This is a genomic window from Acinetobacter ihumii, assembly GCF_900625095.1.
GTDB lineage: Bacteria > Pseudomonadota > Gammaproteobacteria > Pseudomonadales > Moraxellaceae > Acinetobacter > Acinetobacter ihumii.
This window is the reverse complement of the sequence record NZ_LR130760.1, coordinates 1,891,658-1,905,648: the sequence shown is the minus strand read 5'-3', so window position 1 is coordinate 1,905,648 and position 13,991 is coordinate 1,891,658. Positions and strand designations below refer to the sequence as shown.

Genomic DNA, 13,991 nt, shown 5'->3' with positions numbered 1-13,991 from the left:
GGGCTAAGAATAGCAAAAAAAACAATCAGCCATGTGCTTTATTCAATCTGAACTGTAAAAAATAATCAGTATTTTTGTAGATTTGCACACACATTTTTGCTGATTGATTAACCGCGTGGATGATATTGGGCATGGAGTTGTTGCATCCGAACTTGAGCAACATGGGTGTAAATTTGCGTGGTGGATAAATCGCTGTGTCCGAGTAACATTTGTACGACCCGCAGGTCAGCACCATGATTGAGTAAATGTGTGGCAAAGGCATGACGCAAGGTATGTGGGGATAACTCCGCCTGAATCTGGGCTTGCAGGGCATAACGCTTAATGGCATACCAGAAGTTTTGTCTGCTCATAATGCCGCCATGTTGGGTTAGAAATAAATAATCGGTACTGGTTTTATACAACTGCGGTCGTGACTCTGCTAAATAACGTTCAATCCATTCTGTAGCAAATTGTCCCATTGGCACCAGACGTTCTTTATTCCCTTTACCCGTAATACGCAAATAGCCCTGTTTTAAATTAATTAAATCGAGTCGTAGATTGAGTAACTCAGAAACACGTAGACCACAGGCGTATAAAACTTCCAGCATGGCTCGGTCACGCAAACCCAATGCAGTTTCAGTATCAGGCGCCTGGATCAGTGCCTCAACATCCTGCTCAGATAAATCTTTAGGTAAAGCTCGACCTAATTTGGGACTTTTATGATTCGCCATAGGGTTATCACTACGAAGCTTTTGTTCACGCATAAATTTATAAAATTGACGCAGTGCGGAGAGGTAACGAGCAATCGAGCGCGGGCTTTTGCCCAGTTTGGTCAGTTCAATCATGACATCTGAGACATCATCTGCTGACCATTGGTTCAAATCTACGTCAGATAAATGACCACACTGAATGAGGTCACTTAAATATGCATTGCGCGTATGAGGGCTCACGCTTTGCGCGACCAGATAATCACGAAAACCATGTAAGAAACTAAATTGTTCAGGAATGTGCACGGCCGCAGGAACACGTGGCTTTTTGGTGACGGTCATATAATCGATCTCTTATATCCAGAACACTTTAGGTGAAATCAGAAATGCTGTCGAGTCAGCAAAAAAAATGAGAATTGTAATTCTTCCTTATTTGTTAATTATTCTCATTTGACGTTATACTATGCAAAAGAGTTCAGGATCAGATGCGGTGCGTTTATCAGAGTTAAAAGTTAAGCAAACTGCCATCATCACTCAGGTCAATCGTACCGTAGATGGCAATGCAGATCAGCAAGACCTTGTCGCAAGTCGCTTGGAAACCCTTGGTTTTGTTTCTGGTGAAAAGGTAGAAGTGATCGCCAAAGGCGTATTTGGAGGAGATCCGATTCTTGTTCAGTTGGGTTTTACCCGTTTTGCGTTGCGTAAAGCTGAAGCCGAAAAAATTGAAATTCACCAGAACGATGAGGTTCCAGCATGAGTGAAGCGCTTCGTATCGCACTTGTTGGAAATCCGAACTGTGGTAAAACCTCGTTATTTAACCAATTGACAGGTACACGTCAGAAAGTCGCGAACTATGCAGGCGTGACGGTTGAACGTAAAGTCGGTTTTTTTGAATTGCCTTCAAAAAGAACGGTTCGTGTACTGGATTTGCCCGGAACTTATAGCTTAAATGCCACCAGTCCTGATGAAGCCATTACCCGTGATGTCTGTCTGGGAAAAGTTGAAGGCGAAGAACAACAGGATGCATTTTTATGTGTGGTCGATGCCACTAACTTAAAACTGCATTTGGGTTTGGTGCTCGAAGTTTTGGAACTGGGTCGTCCCGTATTGGTCGTACTCAATATGATGGACGAAGCACGCCGTCGCGGGATACAGGTCAATGCACAAAAACTATCTGAACGTTTGGGCGTCCCAGTGGTCGAGACGGTGGCTGTGCGCAATGCAGGTATTGAAAACCTGAAGATTGCGCTGGATCAGAATAAATTTAGCATTCCGCATACAGAACTTTCGGGTTTAAAAGGCACCCATCATCAAAAAATTGAAATGATTTTAAATGATGTCGTGAATTATGCCGATCAGGAAGATAAACGTTCCGACTTTTTGGATAAAATCTTTTTGCATCCGGTGCTTGGATTACTCAGTCTTGCCATTTTGATGTTTGTTGTATTCCAAGCTGTATTTGCTTGGGCTGCTCCATTTATGGATGGCATTGAAAGCTTTTTCGGATGGTTCGGTGAAGTCGTTGGTGGTTTTATCTCACAACCTTTACTGCACAGTCTGGTGGTGGACGGAATTATTGCTGGGGCTGGCGCTGTAGTGGTGTTCCTGCCACAAATTCTGATCTTATTCTTTTTTATTTTAGTTCTGGAAGAGTCTGGTTACCTTCCGCGTGCAGCGTTTCTGCTGGATAAACTGATGTTTAAAGCAGGTTTGAGTGGACGTGCTTTTATTCCGTTATTGTCCAGTTTTGCTTGTGCCATTCCCGGTATTATGGCGACCCGAAGTATTAGTGACCCGCGTGATCGTTTTACCACGATTATGGTCGCACCTCTTATGACTTGTTCGGCTCGCTTGCCTGTTTACGCCTTACTGATTGGTGCTTTTATTCCGAGTCAAACCGTATGGGGGATTTTTAACCTGCAAGGATTGGTGTTATTCGGTCTCTATATGGCGGGTATTTTAAGTGCGCTATTGGTGGCTGTGGTGATGAAGTTTTTGCAGAAAGACAAGTCTCAACATGCGTTATTGATGGAATTGCCGAGTTATCGCTTTCCAAATTTTAAAAGTGTCGGTATTGGTTTGCTTGATCGCGCCAAGATCTTTTTAAAGCGTGTGGGTGGCATTATTTTTGCGCTGTCTGTGTTGTTATGGTTTTTATGTACCTTTCCGCAACCGCCAGAAGGGGCGACTTTACCTGCCATTGACTATAGTTTTGCTGGGATGTTAGGGCACCTGATTCAGCCATTATTTGCCCCGATTGGTTTTAGCTGGCAAATCTGTATAGCTTTAATTCCTGCCATGGCTGCGCGTGAAGTGGTGGTGGCAGCACTAGGAACAGTCTATGCACTTTCAGCAACGAGTGATGATGCAGTTGCACAAAGTCTGAGCCAGTTGATTAGTGCACCAGATACAGGTTGGTCATTGGCGACAGGATTATCTCTACTGGTCTGGTTTATTTATGCACCTCATTGTCTGGCGACATTGGCAACCGTGCGCCGTGAAACAGGTTCATGGAAAAGTGTGGCAATGATGACCGCTTATTTGTTTGGTTTGGCATATTTGATGTCATTTCTAACCTATCAAGTGGCGTCACGTATTTTTGTTTAAGGCGTATGTCTACGCCTAACGGAGGCTGAAATGATTGAATATTTGATTATTGCGGTATTGGTGATTTGGAGTGCAGTGGTTGTATTTAAAAAAGTATTTCCAAAAACATCAAATTCCGTTTTTTCCAAAATGTCGATCTTTTGTGAGCAGCACGGCTGGCAGCGATTGTCTCAATGCTTGAAACCCAAAATAGCATCAGGTTGTGCAGGCGGTTGTGGCTGTTCGGTCGATGACAAGCCAATCAGCAAAAATGTTGAAGTTAAACCTGTGAAGTGGAATTAAGCATTTCAGCTAAAATGTCTAAAAAGCCGTCAAATTGATGGCTTTTTTTACGCGCTGACACAAAAAACGATGAATAAGCTGAAAACTGAAAAAGTATTCAAAACCTAGAAGTGCTAACATTTTGCCATTCAATTCTGGCATCAATATATGGGGCGTATATGCTAATACAACGGGGTGGATTAAAAGTGGTGGCAGGGCTTGGTATTTCAGGTGTTTCTGCGGTCAATTTTTTGCATGAACAGGGTTACCGTGTTGCGGTCACTGATTCCCGTGAAACTCCACCCGGTCATGACCAGATTCCTGCCGAAGTCAAAACCAGCTTTGGTAAACTTGATCTGGACTTGCTGTTACAAGCTGAAGAAATCATTTTAAGTCCTGGTCTTGCTCCACAACTTGCTGAAATTCAACAGGCGATTGCCCAAGGGATTCCTGTGGTGAGTGATATTCAATTATTACGCCGCGCCACCGAAGTGCCGATTGTTGCAATTACAGGTTCAAATGCAAAAAGTACCGTCACGACCTTAATTGGACAAATGGCACTGGATGCAGGTTGTAAAGTTGCAGTGGGTGGAAATTTGGGTCGTCCCGCCTTAGATTTACTCAAAGATCAGCCTGAATTGATTGTGCTTGAATTATCTAGTTTTCAACTGGAAACGACATCTAACCTGAATGCAGCCGTCGCGGTGGTGCTGAACATGAGTGAAGATCACTTAGATCGTCATGGTGATATGTTCGGTTATCACAAAGCCAAGCACCGCATTTTTCAGGGAGTCAAAAAAGTCGTGTATAACCGTGATGACAGTTTGACTCGACCTTTAGTCCCAGATCAAACACCGATGCAAAGTTTTGGTTTAAATGCCCCTGATTTAAATCAATATGGGATCTTACGTGAAGACAATGGCACATTGTGGCTAGCGCGAGGTCGTGAACGCTTGATTAAAAGTTCAGAGCTGTATATTCAAGGCACACACAATGTTGCCAATGCACTGGCTTGCTTGGCTTTAGGTGAGGCGATTGGTTTGCCGCGAGATTCAATGTTAGAGACCTTAAAGCAATTTAAAGGTCTGGAACATCGCTGTGAATATGTCAAAACTGTGCATGGGGTACGTTATTATAATGACTCCAAAGGAACCAATGTTGGCGCGACCTTAGCCGCAATTGATGGTTTGGGGGCAGCGATAGAGCCGCAACAAGCCAAAGTGGTGGTGATTTTGGGTGGACAAGGCAAAGGTCAGGATTTCAGTTTACTTAAAGCTTCAGTTGCTAAATATGTAAAAGCTGCGATTTTGATGGGTGAAGATGCGCCTATAATAGCAACAGCCTTACAGGGCAGCACTGAACTGATTCAAGCGCAAAGCTTAAAACAAGCGGTTGAATTGGCACAGTCTAAAACCACCGAACATGATGTTGTATTATTATCGCCTGCATGTGCAAGTTTTGATATGTTTAAAGGCTATCCAGATCGTGGGCATCAGTTTGTTGCCTGTGTCAATGCACTGGTTTAATCAGAACAAAAAATAAGGAATATGCGATGGCTGGCTTTGCTCAGACAACCATAACGAAAATTAATCAGTGGTATGACCGCTGGATTCCCAAATTTCCTGCAGAAATGACTGCCAGAAATGTACTAATTTTCTGCGTGGTGTGTTTACTGTGTATTGGTTCGGTCATGGTGGCCTCTGCTTCCATGCCCTATGCTGAATATATGCATGAAAATCCATTTCACTATGTGGTGCGCCATGCGATTTCCATTGCCAGCGCAGCCATCATTGCATATCTGGTGTATAAGGTTCCGCTCAATCTCTGGTTTAGAAACACGTTTCCTTTATGGCTGATCACGATTGTGCTGTTACTGGCAGTTTTGGTGATTGGTGCTGAGGTCAATGGCTCCAAACGCTGGATTAGACTGGCAGGTTTTACCTTGCAGCCAACCGAAGTGGCAAAAGTCATGATGGCAATTTTTACTGCAGATTATGTGGTACGCCGTGCCAAAGAAGTCCGAACGCACTGGAAAGGCTTGGTGCGACTGAGTGGTATTATGGCGATTACCGTCGGTTTGATCATTGCAGAGCCTGACTTAGGCGCGACAGTGGTGATTGTGTTAATGATGGTCGGCATTTTCTTTTTGGCTGGTGCACCGCCTACCCAGTTTGCGATTATGCTCGGCGCAGTCGTCATGGGGATTGGTTTCCTGATTTTATTTGAGCCGTATCGTTTAGCACGTGCCATGTCATTTACCAATCCATGGGCTGACCCACTTGGGACGGGTTATCAACTTTCCAATGCACTGATGGCATTTGGGCGTGGTGAATGGTTTGGAACAGGATTAGGGCATAGTGTTCAAAAACTTTCTTATTTACCCGAAGCACATACTGACTTTATGCTGGCTGTATTGGGGGAGGAATTTGGGTTTGTTGGAATTTCAATTGTCCTGCTTTTATCCTTTGGTATGCTCACCTGTTGTATCAAGATTGGTCACCGTGCCTTAAGGCATAATTTTTTACGTGCAGGATATCTGGCATATGGGATCAGTATTATTTTTCTACTTCAGATCATTGTTAATGCAGGCATGAACATGGGTTTGATGCCCACCAAAGGTTTAACCCTGCCATTTATTAGTTATGGGGGAACCTCATTAATGATGTGTGCTGCCATGATTAGTTTAGTACTTAAAATTGATGCTTCAACACAAGAGCTTAATCCTGATCGTGAAGAATCGAACTTCTAATTATTTAAATTAAGAGTTTACCCAGATGAAAATCTGGGTTTTTTATGCACTAAAAATAAGTTCCAGCCAACTCGGTTTGCTTTGGAATATGTGCAATGTTCCATTGTACAATGGCTTGTTTGAGCATATTTGAAGGAGTATCTAGCTCAACTGCAGGTTGCTGCAATGCCTGAATGGCTTGTGATAATAATAATGGTGCCTGTTTTAAATCCAGTGCCTGTGCCAGATTTTGTTTAGACAGTTTTTGACCACTGGCATTCATGGCGAGCGGCAAATGCATATAACTTAAACGTGGATAGCCTAGTAAATGACCTAGCCAGATTTGACGCTCAGTATTGTCCAGTAAATCTGCACCACGTACCACATGGGTAATGCCCTGCAAATAATCATCCACGACCACTGCCAGTTGATAATTAATAATGCCATCACGGCGTTTGAGCACAAAATCGCCTAAATCGTGTTGCAAGTTACTACAATGTCGACCTTGCAAACGATCTTCAAAACAGATCAGTTCGTCACTGACTTTGACCCGAATCGCCTGATCCTGAAAGTCTAAATCAAGGTCACGACAAGTCCCTTGATAAATGGCATTGGAACCCAGCATCTTTCGGGTACATTGACAGGCATAGACCCAATGTTGCTGTCTTAGTTGCTCAATGACCTGTTCATAAATAGATAAACGCTGACGTTGAAAAATGATCTCGGCATCGGGCTCAAAACCAAAGGCTTCAATACTTTTTAAAATATGTGTTTCACTATTGGGAAAGATGCGCGGAATGTCGGTGTCTTCGATACGAACCAACCAGCTGCCATGCTGTGATTTTGCATCACAATAGCTGGCGACCGCAGTCATCAATGAACCAAAGTGCAATGGTCCTGTTGGAGAAGGCGCAAAACGCCCTGAGTAGTGAGTAGGCGAAACATCAGAAATACTGTTTCGCCCCTCTACAAGAACCGAGCCATGCTCAGCGAAGGAATCATTCACGGTCAAAATTAACCGTTATTTTGCTTCTCTTTGATTTCAGCAAGTGTTTTGCAGTCAATACATTGAGTTGCGGTTGGACGTGCTTCAAGACGACGCAAACCAATTTCAATACCACAGGTTTCACAGTAGCCGTAATCACCTGATTTGATATCTTCTAGCGATTGCTCGATTTTACGAATCAGTTTACGTTCACGGTCACGAGTACGCAGTTCAATTGCAAATTCTTCTTCTTGCGTCGCGCGGTCATTGACATCTGGCAGAGCTGTAGACTCATCCTGCATGGTGTTCAGGGTGCGGTCAACTTCAGACATCAATTCAGCTTTCCACGCCTGTAGAATTTTACGGAAGTGCTCAAGTTGCCCATCCGACATATATTCTTCATTTTTCTTTGGTTGATAAGGTTCAATACCAAATAAACTTGCAGTGGTGCCCCCTTCAGCAGCCTTTGGCTTTGGTTTACGCGCACGTTTTGCCGCGGTTTTATCACCGTCTAAAACATCAGTGTTTTCGTCCAAGACTTGGTTTTGGTTGTCATTCGCCATATAGGGCATTCCTCATCATACACGTACTATCTATACGCAAAAAATATGGTGGTATGCAAGTGTTTTTTATTCCATCCCGTCGGCGTATTTTCGATCGGGGTCGTCATCATATAGATTTTTTTTGCAAGATGATAGTCATCTTTCATGGGATTTCGTTGCAAAGATTTTCTATCGCTGGTGCAATACAAGCCAAACCCCAAAAAATAAAAGCTTAGTAGCCTGATATTTCAGTATTTATGTTCTGAATCTCATTTTCCAGACGATGAACGTGGCTTTCAAATTCACCATTCGGTTTGAGCTTAATCACACGATAACCCGGTGCAATCGGATCCAGTGCAAACTGCTCACTGAGCGGTTTAAACTGCACACAGGTTGAAGGTGTAGACAAACATTCAATATGCTGCCAGAAGTTTTGAGAATGTTGGTGGACATGACCATACACGATGGCCTTAATTTGTTTAAATGGTTCAAGTGCTGCAAAAATATTTTGACTGTTTTTGAGCTTATGCTGATCAATCCATTTGGAGTGCATTTCAAATAAATGATGATGACAGGCGAGAATGGTCGGATGCTCTGCATGCGCTGTGAGCAATGCAGTCAATTGCTCCAATTGGGTATCCGAGATCCATCCATCGATATGATCACTCAGTGCACTATTCAGTAAAATGATGCGCCAGTTGCCAAGCTGAATCAGTGTAGGTTGCTGTGCATGTGCCGCATGAAATGGAAAATATTGTTGATCATCATGATTGCCTGGCGTCTGAAAAAAAGGAATTCCCAGTGCTTGCATAAACTCCAGATAACGATGATAGGTTCGAGCTTTAGGAGCTTGAGCCAGATCGCCTGTATGAATAATCATATCGGCCTGAGGATAATGATCTTGAATGTGTTGGATCACCTGATGAAAACTTTGCTCAGGATTCATCCCCACAAATTCGTGCTCAGGTTGTTCGAGCAAATGGGTGTCCGTAATCTGGATCAGGACATATTCTTGTGCTGAAAATGGTGCAACCTGAAAAGCCACGTATTACCCCTTAAAATCTTTTGTCATTTTTAATTTTTTGATGTAACCATTGTAATGCCATGATCACTGGCGCATTTCTTAAACGCCCATGTGCAAATAAGGCATCGAGTTGCGCATAATTAAATATGTGCAGTTGAATGTTTTCTCCTTCACCTGCTACGCCATGTACCCCACCATGTTCAGGCAATTGAGCCTGTGCGGCATACAGATGAAAAACTTCAGAGCATGCCCCAGCCGATGGATAAAAGCTGAATAAATGCTGCAAGGTCTCAATTTCACAGCCTGATTCTTCTAGACTTTCACGGCGAATACAGTTTTCAGGGGATTCCTGACCATCCAGAACACCCGCAATAATCTCAAGCTGCCATGGAGAGTCGGGATCATCCAGTGCGCCGACACGGAATTGTTCAATTAATGCAAACCGTTGTTGTTGGTCATTATAAATGAGAACGCCTGCTGCTGTCTTGCGCTGAATGAGTTCTCTTTGAATTTCTGGAATATACCCTGTTTGACCAAACAGACGATGTTGTAGACCGACTTTTTCAACCTGTACAAATCCCTGAAATAGAGATTCACGGGAATTGATTTTGACATCTTCATGAGAAAAAGTAGCACGTTCAACAATTGTCATAACTTTGATCAGGATGAAATAGATTCATTTCATCCTAACCGAGATCAACTGAAAGACAATATTTTTTTTAAAAAATTAGACCTTTTGATAGAGCTTTTGACCATTTTCATGATAAGCGGTTTTCATCGCTTTGAGACCTTGTTCAACCTCGGAACGATCACTGATTATCGGGTTGGCAGTCTCCAGATTTTGAGCATAATCGCGCACATTCTGTGTGATTTTCATCGAGCAGAATTTTGGACCGCACATTGAACAGAAGTGAGCTGATTTATGTGCTTCTTTCGGCATGGTTTCGTCATGCATACTTCGTGCAGTGTCTGGATCGAGCGCAAGATTAAACTGATCTTCCCAACGGAATTCAAAACGTGCTTTTGACAACGCATTATCACGTGCTTGTGCGCCCGGATGTCCTTTAGCAAGGTCAGCAGCATGGGCCGCAATCTTGTAGGTAATAATGCCATCTTTGACATCTTTTTTATTGGGTAGACCTAAGTGCTCTTTAGGGGTGACATAGCACAGCATGGCGGTACCATACCAGCCAATCATGGCAGCACCAATCGCAGAGGTAATATGGTCATAACCCGGTGCAATGTCAGTGGTCAAAGGCCCAAGTGTATAAAATGGTGCTTCTTTACAGACTTCAAGTTGTAAGTCCATATTTTCCTTGACCATGTGCATTGGGACATGTCCCGGACCTTCAATCATGACCTGAACATCATGTTCCCATGCGCGATGGGTGAGCTCACCCAATGTTTTCAATTCTGAAAATTGTGCTTCGTCATTGGCATCCTGAATACAACCCGGACGTAAACCATCGCCTAGACTAAAAGAGACATCATAGGCTTTCATAATTTCGCAGATGTCATCGAAATGGGTATAGAGGAAATTTTCTTCATGATGCGCCAAACACCACTGTGCCATAATTGAACCCCCACGTGAGACAATACCTGTCAAACGATTGGCGGTCATAGGAACGTAACGGAGTAATACACCAGCGTGAATGGTAAAGTAATCCACGCCTTGTTCAGCTTGTTCAATTAGGGTGTCTTTGAAAATTTCCCATGTCAGGTTTTCTGCAATACCATCGACTTTTTCGAGTGCCTGATAAATAGGAACCGTACCGATTGGAACAGGTGAATTACGAATAATCCATTCACGGGTTTCATGGATATTTTTACCTGTTGATAAATCCATGATGGTATCTGCGCCCCAACGGGTTGCCCATGTCATTTTTGCAACTTCTTCATCAATGGATGAGCCGAGGGCAGAGTTACCGATATTGGCATTAATTTTCACCAGAAAGTTACGTCCGATAATCATCGGTTCACATTCAGGATGGTTAATATTGGCTGGAATAATGGCACGTCCTTCAGCAATTTCCTGACGCACAAATTCTGGGGTAATCTCGGTTAAATTTTTAGCCCCAAAGTTTTGTCCCGCGTGTTGGCGCATATCGACACCCTCACGTTGACGCTGATTTTCGCGAATCGCAATATATTCCATTTCAGGCGTAATGATGCCTTGTTTGGCATAATGCATTTGCGTCACGTTCTTGCCTGATTTGGCACGACGCGGATTTTGGATATGCGCAAAACGAATTTCAGCGGTACGAATATCCTTGAGTCGTGCTTGTCCAAATTCAGAACTTAGACCTGAGAGAACCTCGGTGTCATGACGTTCTTCAATCCATGTTTGACGGACATAAGGTAAGCCCTGATTGAGGTCGATTTTGACATTTGGGTCGGTATAGACACCTGAAGTGTCATACACCATCACGGGAGGATTATGTTCACCGCCTAAACCTGTGGGGGTATCAGTCAATGAAATTTCACGAAACGGAACCTGTATATCGGGTCGGGAACCCTGAATATAAACTTTTTTTGAGGCAGGCAAAATGCGGGTCAAGTCTTTGGCATCTTGTTCGTGTTGTGCTGAAGCCTGTGCATATTGTGTTGGCTCATCAGCAGGGGAAAGATTCGTTAATTGGTTCATCGCTTTAATCCTTTGGCAGAACAATTACGAATCAAGCAACCAAAAAACGAAAATAAAATTATCGTATGAGATAAATCAAATATATAAGTTTCTTAGATGGCTTGATTCCTACGCAGGTTTTAACCTGATCAGGTTCAACGGTACTTGGGATCAAAGATATTCAAACGATTGAACAACTTTACCCAATCTCAGCGAGTGCTTACTCGCGCTCCGTCAAGCATGCTTCAATACTAACATGGATTAATGCGCTACAAGCGATATAGAAATAAAAAGTATTGATTAAGTAATATTCTGCGTATGGTTACAAGGCTGAGAGTAAAAAGTATAAATACGACCTAAATATCCGTCATTGTCATCACATTGCAACCAACCCCCTTTAGATTTTCTAAAAATTTTAAGCGCTTAGATATGAGCCTCATTTCATGATTTTAGAAGGTTGTATAAAAGTATCTGCTTATAAAAAAATTTTCTAAGTAAACCGAAATGAGATCTTTATTTCGAATTTAAAGATGAATTTTTTATCACCACGATTCAACAATATTTAAAAGGTAAAGCAAGTTATGACTGATCTAACGGGTAACAATCGTCGAGAGTTTCTGGCTCTTGGCTCGGCTTTGGCTGGGGTAGCCCTGCTCAGTGGCTGTAACGATAACAGTGAATCAAATGAGGAAATATCTGTACCTGTTAACGATGCCAATTTACACGAGCAAATGGCAGCTAAATTAGGTACTCAACTAGGTGACTCATTTTTAGCTGGTCAGCTTGCTACAACGCTAATGGATGTTTGCTTTTCTTGGGAGCTACCAATGATTGCTGCGACAAAAATTAATTCTATTGTAGCTTATGCCTTTGGTAACCGTCCCAATGCAGCTAGTGGGAATACACCTAGTACTGGCGCTAATCAATCAGCAATGCCTGATCCAGGACCTGTAAATGAAGCACTTGCTGATACTATTTATCAGATTTATCAACTAAAACCCGTCAAGATTTATGCACAATGGGAAATTGCACGTTTTCTAGTCGCCAAATATAACTTAGGTTCAGATGTTTTAACGTCTATAGAACCTATTGTCGCCCCTGATGGTAGTATTGTTTATTTAAATACTGATGATGTTGCATCTGCAATTATTAAGTTGGTTGGCGGCGCTTCAGCGCTTGGAAATGTTGCTGTGGTTGGACACCGTGACCACTCCAAGCGATGTATTTTAACATCCAAACTTCGTGGCATGAATGCCAGTGTCGTTCAGGAGGTTGCATTACCTGTAATCTATGATCCAGAGTCAGGGCAACCTTGGACACGTAGTCGTAGTTTATATCTGGTCCACGACATGTATGCCCAAATGTATAGCCAGATTAATCTACTCGTCAACCAGACTTATCCTAACGACTAACCTATTTGGGACTAATGAAAATTATGCTTTCACGTCGCCAGTTTATGACCTTAACACCATCTTTAATAGGTCTATGCGCTTTAGGTCGCCATACTTTCGCCAGTAATGTACCTTTGGTTATTTCAGATGCAGAATTACAGCGTCAAATGTTGTCAAAACTAACAACTGAATTGAATGATGCCACTCTAGCAAACACAGAAACTCAATATTTACTGAGTACATTATTTAACTGGATAGTACCGACTATTGATACTAAATCAATTCAAACCATTGTGGCGTACAGTTTTGGATATCGTGCGCCACTGGACCCTCTTGCCATGCCAGAATCAGGTCCAATTAATGAACAGATTGCAGATGCTGTATATATACTTTATCAGGCAACACAGGCACCGATTTATGCACAGTGGGAAGTCGCATCTGTTCTAAAAACTAAATATCGCTTCGACAGTGGTAAAGTCAGTACGATTGGTATGCCAAAAGTAACAAGTGCAGGAACCACAATTGCGACACTTGATGAAGTTATATCTGCCATTATTTTGAAAGCAGGTTCTGCTAAGGCCCTTGGCAATGTCGCCGTGGTTACACATGTAGATCAACAAGCTCTGGCAGTCGATATTTCCAAGATAAAAGGCATACAAGCGGCTGCTCCAGTCGATATGAAAATGCCGATGGAGTATGATGTGCTTTGCTTACCAAAAAATAACCGTAAACGGGACTTGTATATTTTAACTACTTTAGCGACACGATTGGGCATGTTACGAATGCAGTTAATGACTGAGCAATATCCGAACGGTTAAATAATTCTTCAAGGAACTGCATTTCATTTGGTTTTTACGGATCAACAATGTTGATCCGTACTAGAAACTTTGAATGGAGCAGTTCTTTCTTTTTTCAGTTCATGATGCTCTTTATAAACGTAAGAATATATTGCTGCTTCTTATCGTTATTCTTTTTTATTGATGAGCTTGGTATTTGCTGATGTTAGTCGAGGGATGAATGCTGAGGAAACGCTATTTTTATCCATTTTCATAAGTTGATCTACAATTCCCCACACGCTACGGATTGTATTTTTAATTCATTTTTCTTAGTCTAAGTGGGCAACTTTTAGGATTGATACCAGTTT

13 protein-coding genes and 1 riboswitch are annotated in these 13,991 nt (G+C 42.5%); of the genes, 7 read left to right on the top strand and 6 right to left on the bottom strand.

Annotated features, from left to right (window positions below):
- Positions 1 to 107: 107 nt before the first annotated feature.
- Positions 108 to 1,028 (bottom strand): site-specific tyrosine recombinase XerD, encoded by a 921-nt coding sequence (gene xerD, locus E0D95_RS09025; protein WP_130803545.1) that lies wholly within the window; start codon positions 1,026 to 1,028, stop codon positions 108 to 110.
- Between the two features lie 148 nt (positions 1,029 to 1,176).
- Here xerD and E0D95_RS09020 point away from each other — a divergent pair, with 148 nt between their 5' ends.
- The 5 genes from E0D95_RS09020 (at position 1,177) to ftsW (ending at position 6,303) form a co-directional block, all read left to right on the top strand.
- On the top strand, positions 1,177 to 1,443 hold the full coding sequence (locus tag E0D95_RS09020; RefSeq protein WP_130804874.1) for a FeoA family protein: 267 nt from the start codon (positions 1,177 to 1,179) through the stop codon (positions 1,441 to 1,443).
- Positions 1,440 to 3,293, top strand: coding sequence for a ferrous iron transporter B (feoB, locus tag E0D95_RS09015; protein WP_130803544.1), 1,854 nt, complete (start codon positions 1,440 to 1,442; stop codon positions 3,291 to 3,293). Before E0D95_RS09020 ends, feoB begins: the two co-directional genes overlap by 4 nt.
- 30 nt (positions 3,294 to 3,323) lie before the next feature.
- The gene (locus tag E0D95_RS09010; RefSeq protein WP_130803543.1) at positions 3,324 to 3,575 is read left to right on the top strand and encodes a DUF6587 family protein; all 252 of its coding nucleotides are present in this window, start codon (positions 3,324 to 3,326) and stop codon (positions 3,573 to 3,575) included.
- Between the two features lie 158 nt (positions 3,576 to 3,733).
- Positions 3,734 to 5,080, top strand: a complete 1,347-nt coding sequence (gene murD, locus E0D95_RS09005; protein WP_130803542.1) for a UDP-N-acetylmuramoyl-L-alanine--D-glutamate ligase — start codon at positions 3,734 to 3,736, stop codon at positions 5,078 to 5,080.
- Between the two features lie 26 nt (positions 5,081 to 5,106).
- Complete coding sequence (gene ftsW / locus E0D95_RS09000; RefSeq protein WP_130803541.1) at positions 5,107 to 6,303, top strand: putative lipid II flippase FtsW; 1,197 nt, start codon at positions 5,107 to 5,109, stop codon at positions 6,301 to 6,303.
- Positions 6,304 to 6,352: 49 nt separating this feature from the next.
- Here ftsW and gluQRS read toward each other — a convergent pair whose 3' ends face one another.
- The 5 genes from gluQRS to thiC all read right to left on the bottom strand — a co-directional run bounded on the left by gluQRS (position 6,353) and on the right by thiC (position 11,477).
- Entirely contained in the window at positions 6,353 to 7,234 is an 882-nt protein-coding gene (gene gluQRS, locus E0D95_RS08995) for a tRNA glutamyl-Q(34) synthetase GluQRS (protein WP_228258895.1), read from the bottom strand.
- 62 nt (positions 7,235 to 7,296) lie between these two features.
- Positions 7,297 to 7,830: an RNA polymerase-binding protein DksA gene (dksA, locus tag E0D95_RS08990; protein ID WP_130803539.1), complete on the bottom strand. Its 534-nt coding sequence runs from the start codon at positions 7,828 to 7,830 to the stop codon at positions 7,297 to 7,299.
- Positions 7,831 to 8,041: 211 nt separating this feature from the next.
- Complete coding sequence (gene cpdA, locus E0D95_RS08985) at positions 8,042 to 8,854, bottom strand: 3',5'-cyclic-AMP phosphodiesterase (protein ID WP_130803538.1); 813 nt, start codon at positions 8,852 to 8,854, stop codon at positions 8,042 to 8,044.
- A 10-nt stretch (positions 8,855 to 8,864) separates the two neighbouring features.
- Positions 8,865 to 9,485, bottom strand: coding sequence for an NUDIX domain-containing protein (locus tag E0D95_RS08980; protein ID WP_130803537.1), 621 nt, complete (start codon positions 9,483 to 9,485; stop codon positions 8,865 to 8,867).
- 75 nt (positions 9,486 to 9,560) lie between these two features.
- A complete protein-coding gene (gene thiC, locus E0D95_RS08975; RefSeq protein WP_130803536.1) occupies positions 9,561 to 11,477 on the bottom strand; it encodes a phosphomethylpyrimidine synthase ThiC in 1,917 nt (638 codons plus the stop codon).
- Positions 11,478 to 11,565: 88 nt separating this feature from the next.
- Positions 11,566 to 11,700: riboswitch (TPP riboswitch) on the bottom strand.
- 337 nt (positions 11,701 to 12,037) lie between these two features.
- On the opposite strand from thiC, the gene E0D95_RS08970 reads away from it, so the two are divergent.
- Both E0D95_RS08970 and E0D95_RS08965 read left to right on the top strand, forming a co-directional pair.
- Entirely contained in the window at positions 12,038 to 12,868 is an 831-nt protein-coding gene (locus E0D95_RS08970) for a hypothetical protein (protein WP_130803535.1), read from the top strand.
- 14 nt (positions 12,869 to 12,882) lie between these two features.
- Positions 12,883 to 13,665, top strand: a complete 783-nt coding sequence (locus tag E0D95_RS08965; protein WP_228258843.1) for a hypothetical protein — start codon at positions 12,883 to 12,885, stop codon at positions 13,663 to 13,665.
- Positions 13,666 to 13,991: the final 326 nt, after the last annotated feature.

What these genes read in the sequence shown, in the direction of transcription:
- xerD (WP_130803545.1), bottom strand. Translation starts at nt 1,028, where the DNA reads ATGACCGTCACCAAAAAGCCACGTGTTCCTGCGGCCGTGCACATTCCT.
- murD (WP_130803542.1), top strand. Translation starts at nt 3,734, where the DNA reads ATGCTAATACAACGGGGTGGATTAAAAGTGGTGGCAGGGCTTGGTATT.
- E0D95_RS08965 (WP_228258843.1), top strand. Translation starts at nt 12,883, where the DNA reads ATGAAAATTATGCTTTCACGTCGCCAGTTTATGACCTTAACACCATCT.
- thiC (WP_130803536.1), bottom strand. Translation starts at nt 11,477, where the DNA reads ATGAACCAATTAACGAATCTTTCCCCTGCTGATGAGCCAACACAATAT.
- dksA (WP_130803539.1), bottom strand. Translation starts at nt 7,830, where the DNA reads ATGGCGAATGACAACCAAAACCAAGTCTTGGACGAAAACACTGATGTT.
- feoB (WP_130803544.1), top strand. Translation starts at nt 1,440, where the DNA reads ATGAGTGAAGCGCTTCGTATCGCACTTGTTGGAAATCCGAACTGTGGT.
- E0D95_RS08970 (WP_130803535.1), top strand. Translation starts at nt 12,038, where the DNA reads ATGACTGATCTAACGGGTAACAATCGTCGAGAGTTTCTGGCTCTTGGC.
- ftsW (WP_130803541.1), top strand. Translation starts at nt 5,107, where the DNA reads ATGGCTGGCTTTGCTCAGACAACCATAACGAAAATTAATCAGTGGTAT.
- E0D95_RS09010 (WP_130803543.1), top strand. Translation starts at nt 3,324, where the DNA reads ATGATTGAATATTTGATTATTGCGGTATTGGTGATTTGGAGTGCAGTG.
- E0D95_RS08980 (WP_130803537.1), bottom strand. Translation starts at nt 9,485, where the DNA reads ATGACAATTGTTGAACGTGCTACTTTTTCTCATGAAGATGTCAAAATC.